We start from the raw sequence: 5123 nt of genomic DNA on the forward strand, positions 1-5123 counted from the left end.
CCCCGGGCGGCGGGCGCGTGGCGGGCGGACACTGCCCGGCGAACCTGAACGGACCGTCAATTCACCGCGGACCCCCGCCAACGGAAAGCCCCGGTAATCCCTTCGTCAAATAGTTACGCAGCAATGCGGCGCGTCACTCTCCCGGGTGGAGTTACTCATTCCTGGGGGTGAGGGAATGCCGCACGGACGACTCGCGGCCCGTAGGTTGCGCGTCGTGCCCCTGACCATTCTTCACGTCTCCCAACCCGTCGACGGCGGCGTCGCCAGGGTCGTCGTCGACCTGCTCCGGGGGCAGGCCGAGGACGGCCACCGGGTGCTGCTGGCCTGCCCGCCGCAGAGCCCGCTGGCCGACGCGGCGGCGGTGGTGGGCGCGACCGTGCTGCCCTGGGCGGCGGTGCGCGCCCCGGGCCCCGGCCTGCCGGGCGAGATCGCCTCGCTGCGGCGGCTGGTCGCCGAGGCCCGTCCGGACCTGGTGCATCTGCACAGCGCCAAGGCCGGCCTGGCCGGACGGCTCGCGGTGCGCGGCGTGTTCCCGACCGTCTTCCAGCCGCACGCCTGGTCCTTCGCCGCCGTCGGCGGTCCGCTGGCGGCGGCGGCCCGGCTCTGGGAGCGCCGGGCGGTCCGCTGGACCGACCGGCTGCTCTGCGTCAGTGACCAGGAGCGCGCCGAGGGCGAGTCCGCCGGGCTGCGCGGACGCTGGGCGCAGGCCCCCAACGGCGTGGACCTGGACCGCTTCGACCCGGCCCGGCTGCCGTCGCAGCCGCGGGCCAGGGAAGTGCTGGGGCTGCCCGCCGACGCCCCGCTGGCCGTCTGCGTCGGCAGGCTGTGCCGGCAGAAGGGACAGGACGTCCTGCTGCGGGCCTGGTCCGCGGTCCCGGCCCGGATCCCCGGGGCGCGTCTCGCCCTGGTCGGCGACGGTCCCGACCGGGCCGCCCTGGAGGCGATGGCGGCGGCCCTGCCCGAACCGGACAGTGTGGTGTTCGCGGGCAGCTCCGAGGACCCCCGGGACTGGTACGCGGCGGCGGATCTGCTGGTGCTGCCCTCGCGTTGGGAAGGCATGGCGCTGGTCCCGCTGGAGGCCATGGCCTGCGGCTGCCCGGTGCTGCTGACCGAGGTGGCCGGAGCCCGCGAGTGCCTGGAGCCGGGCGGGACGCTGCTGCCGGTGGACGATCCGCAGGCGTTGCGGGAGGCCCTCGCGGCAAGGCTGGCCGATCCGGTGGCCTGCCTCGCGGCCGGCGCCCGAGCACGGGAGCGGATCGTCGAACACCATGACGTGCGCACCACGCTCGCCGCGGTGCTGGCGGTCTATCAGGACGTCCTCGCCGAGCGGCGCATTCCAGGACCGGCGGCAGGGGGAACGGCCACCGCAATTCCAGCCGGACTCCAACTCTCGGGGGAGCGACCCCCCGTACCGCCGGGTAAATCTGACTAATGCTCATCGGTGTGAATGAGCACGTCGGCTGAGAACACGACTGGAGACATTCTGTACTGTCGTATTTGCCTGCTTCATTCCTTTTGTCGCAATCGGGCCGAGTCGTCGATCGCGGCGGCAGGTGCTACCTCGACCGAGCCCGGGCTTCGGGAGGGCCCCGTCCTCATGGGCACACAGCAGAGGAGTACGTGCGCGGATGACCACCATTGACAACAACGAGATGCCGCGTCCCGCTGTGCCGACTCCGAACGGGCCGACCACCACCGGGTCCATGAGCACGGCCCAACTCCCGTCCCCGCCATCCGCCGTGGAGCGCGCGGCGGCCGCCACCGCGCGCTCGGCGGCCGCCGCGCGCCGACGCCGGCGTGCGGGCACCGGGATCCCGGCCGCGCTGCTGGCGGTGGACGCCCTGGCCCCGGTGCTGGCGCTGGCGCTGCTGGGCTCGGGCGAGCCGGCCCGGCTGCTGGGGGCCGCCTGCGTCATCCTGCCGGTGCTGGTCCTGCTCAACTCCTACGGCGGCCTCTACCGCTTGCGGCTGGCACCCTCGGTCCTGGACGAGATCCCCTCCCTCTCCGCGCGCACGGCCGTCGCGGTCTCGCTCGCACTGACGCTCGACCGCGGAGTGCACGGCCGCTGGCTCTCCGTCGTCCCGGTGGACCTGCGGCTGCTGGTCGCCCTGGTGCTGTGCCATCTGGGCCTGGACGTGCTGGGGCGGGGCGCCGTCTACTCCCTGGTCCGCCGCCGACGACGGCGCCGCCCCCGGCCGACCCTGGTGGCCGGCGCCGGACACATCGGCCAACGGATCGCCGCCGCCCTGCTGGACCATCCCGAGTACGGACTGCGCCCGGTCGGCTTCGTCGACCCGGAACCGCTCTTCCTGCCCGCCGACTCCGCCGTCCCGGTGCTCGGCGGTCCCGCCGTGCTGGACCTGGAGATCCCCGCGCACGGTGTCCGGGACGTGATCCTCACCTCCGGCGGCGCCGACGACGCCGAGGTCGCGCAGATCCTGCGCACCAGCGCCGACCACGGCTGCGACGTCTGGTTCGTGCCCGGCTTCCCGGAGTTCGGCGCATTCGAGTACGGCAACCGCCGCACCGCGGTCGGCGACCACCTCTGGGGGTTCCCCTGTCTGCGGCTCGGACCGACCGCCATGCGCCGGCCCGCCTGGGCGGTCAAGCGCGCCGTCGACGCCGGCCTGGCCGGCCTCGGCCTGCTGCTGGTCTCGCCGATCCTGGTCGCCTGTGCGATCGCCGTACGGGTGGACGGCGGCCCAGGGGTGATCTTCCGTCAGGAGCGGATCGGCCTGGACGGCCAGGTCTTCACCGTGCTCAAGTTCCGCAGCCTGCGCCCGGCCGACGAACAGGAGTCGGCCACCCGCTGGAACATCTCCCAGGACCAGCGGATGAGCGCCATCGGCCGCTTCCTGCGCCGGACCTCGCTGGACGAGCTGCCGCAGCTGTGGAACGTGCTGCGCGGCGAGATGAGCCTGGTCGGCCCGCGCCCCGAGCGTCCCTACTTCGTGACGCGTTTCGCCCAGGCCTACCCGCAGTACCGCGACCGGCACCGGGTGCCGGTCGGCATCACCGGGTTCGCCCAGGTCAACGGCCTCCGCGGGGACACCTCCATCGAGGACAGGACCCGCTTCGACAACTACTACATCGAGAGCTGGAGCCTCTGGCAGGACGTCAAGATCCTGCTGCGCACCATCTCCTCGGTGCTCCAGTCCGACGGGAGCTGACTCCGCGGTGACCCTTCTCAGCGTGCCGCAGCCGCGGCAGGCCAATCCACAACCCAGCGCACCCCCCGGGCGGGGGGCGGCGCTGCGGGCGCTGCTGCGGCGGCCCAGCGCCCTGGCGGCACTGACGGTGCTGCTCGTCTGCGTGCCGCTCGGCAGCCAGGACGTCACCGCCGCCGTCCACATCACCCCCGCCGACGTGGCCTCGGTCGGCCTGGTGGCGGTCTGCGGACTGCGCGCGTTCGCCGAGCTGCGCGCCGGCCGGGCGCTGATGCCGACCCGGGCCGCCGTGCTGTTCTGCGTGATCGCGGTCGCGGTGGCCGCCTCCACCATCGCCTCCCGGGACCCGTCCGAGAGCCTGTCCGGCTTCGTCCGGCTGATCCAGGTGTTCGTCCTGGTCCCGCTCGCCGTGCTGCTCACCCTGCGCGAACGCCGGGACCTGGTGCTGGTGCTGGGCGCGATGGTCGGCGCCGCGCTGATCGAGGGCGCGGTCGGCGCCGAGCAGTTCCTCACCGGCACCGGCGCCTCCTACGACGGCGGCAGCGCCCGCGCGGTCGGGACCTTCGGCGCGCAGGACGTGATGGCCATGTCCGCCGTGGTCAGCTACGGCCTGCTGGCCGCCGTCGGCCTGTCCCTGGAGGCCCGCCGCGCCGGCCGCCGCCGGGCGGCCCGGCTGCTCGGCCTGACCGCGACCGCGCTGGTCTTCCCGCTGGCCGTCTCCTTCAGCCGGGGCAGCTGGATCGCCGCCGGCTGCGCCGTGGTGGTCGCGGTGGTGCTCACCGACGTCCGGCTGGCCCTTCGCGGCGCCCTGTTCGCCACCGCCGCCGCCGTGGTCCTGGTCGGCGGCCTCGGTCTCGGCGGAGCCGGCGTCGCCGCCCGGTTGGGCAGCATCGCCACCGTCGCCGGCGCCCCGGACCACTCCGTCAGCGACCGCTACGACCTGTGGACCACCGCCGGGCGGATCTGGCAGGACCACCCGGTGACCGGGATCGGCCCCAAGGAGTTCCCCCAGTTCCGCGACGCCCACGCGCCGCTGCGGCTCTCCTCGGGCAGCGACACCGGCGGCGCCGGCGCCGCGTACTCCCGTGAGCCGCTGCTCTCCCCGCACAACATGTACCTGCTGCTGCTCAGCGAGGACGGCCTGGTCGGACTCACCGCCTTCGCCGTCTTCTTCCTGACCCTGCTGGTGGGCACGGTCCGCCGGACCGCTCGTGAACGCGGCGGCCTCGGCGCGGCCATGCTCGGGCTGCTGGTCTGGCAGCTCGTCGACTTCCTCTACGCGGACATCGGCGGCACCACCACGGTGCTGGTCTCGGTGGTCTTCGGCCTGGCCGCGTTCGGCACCTTCGGCGCGTTCGGCACCTCTGGTGCGGACCGGAAGGCGGTGCGATGACCCTCACCGCACCCCGCCCCACCGAAACCCGCGGCGGGGCCCGTTCCGTCCTGGCAAAGGCGTTCGGCATCACCGCCCTGATGAGCGCCGGCGGCTCCCTCCTCGGCCTGCTCCGCGACCTCCTGCTGGCCCGCTACTTCGGCGCCGGCCAGGGCACCGATGCCTTCCTGGTCGCCTGGACCGTCCCCGAAACCGCGGCCCCCCTCCTCATCGAGGACGCCATGGCCTTCCTCATGGTCCCCGCCTTCAGCCTCGCCCTCTCCGCCGAGAACCCCCCGGAGCCCGAAACCCCCCAAGTCCCCACCCCCCGCACCAGACTGGTCCGCGCCAGCGACACCACCCGCACCACCCCCACCGAGCCCGACCCGGCAGCCGAGCAGGGGCGCGGGGAACTGCGCGGCCCCATCACCCGCACCATCCCCACCACGCCGGACCCGGCAGCCGCGAAGGGGCGCGGGGAACTGCGCGACCAGCCCCCCCCAACCCCCCCCCCCCCCCCCCCACCCCCCCCCCCCCCCCCCCCCCCCCCCCCCCCCCCCCCCCCCCCCCCCCCCCCCCCCCCC

General features: G+C 74.5%; 3 protein-coding genes. All 3 read left to right on the forward strand.

Annotation, left to right across the window (positions count from 1 at the left end; translation table 11 throughout):
* Positions 1 to 175 precede the first annotated feature (175 nt).
* Complete coding sequence (locus TR46_RS17955; protein ID WP_084718658.1) at positions 176 to 1432, forward strand: glycosyltransferase; 1257 nt, start codon at positions 176 to 178, stop codon at positions 1430 to 1432.
* 196 nt (positions 1433 to 1628) lie between these two features.
* Complete coding sequence (locus TR46_RS17960) at positions 1629 to 3170, forward strand: sugar transferase (protein WP_052432896.1); 1542 nt, start codon at positions 1629 to 1631, stop codon at positions 3168 to 3170.
* 7 nt (positions 3171 to 3177) lie between these two features.
* Complete coding sequence (locus TR46_RS17965) at positions 3178 to 4560, forward strand: O-antigen ligase family protein (protein WP_236655370.1); 1383 nt, start codon at positions 3178 to 3180, stop codon at positions 4558 to 4560.
* Positions 4561 to 5123: the final 563 nt, after the last annotated feature.

Origin of the sequence: Streptacidiphilus carbonis (genome assembly GCF_000787775.1) — a bacterium.
Taxonomy (GTDB): Bacteria; Actinomycetota; Actinomycetes; order Streptomycetales; family Streptomycetaceae; genus Streptacidiphilus; species Streptacidiphilus carbonis.

Excerpts from the sequence above, each read along its gene's own strand:
- TR46_RS17955 (WP_084718658.1), top strand. The coding sequence starts at position 176 with ATGCCGCACGGACGACTCGCGGCCCGTAGGTTGCGCGTCGTGCCCCTG.
- TR46_RS17960 (WP_052432896.1), top strand. The coding sequence starts at position 1,629 with ATGACCACCATTGACAACAACGAGATGCCGCGTCCCGCTGTGCCGACT.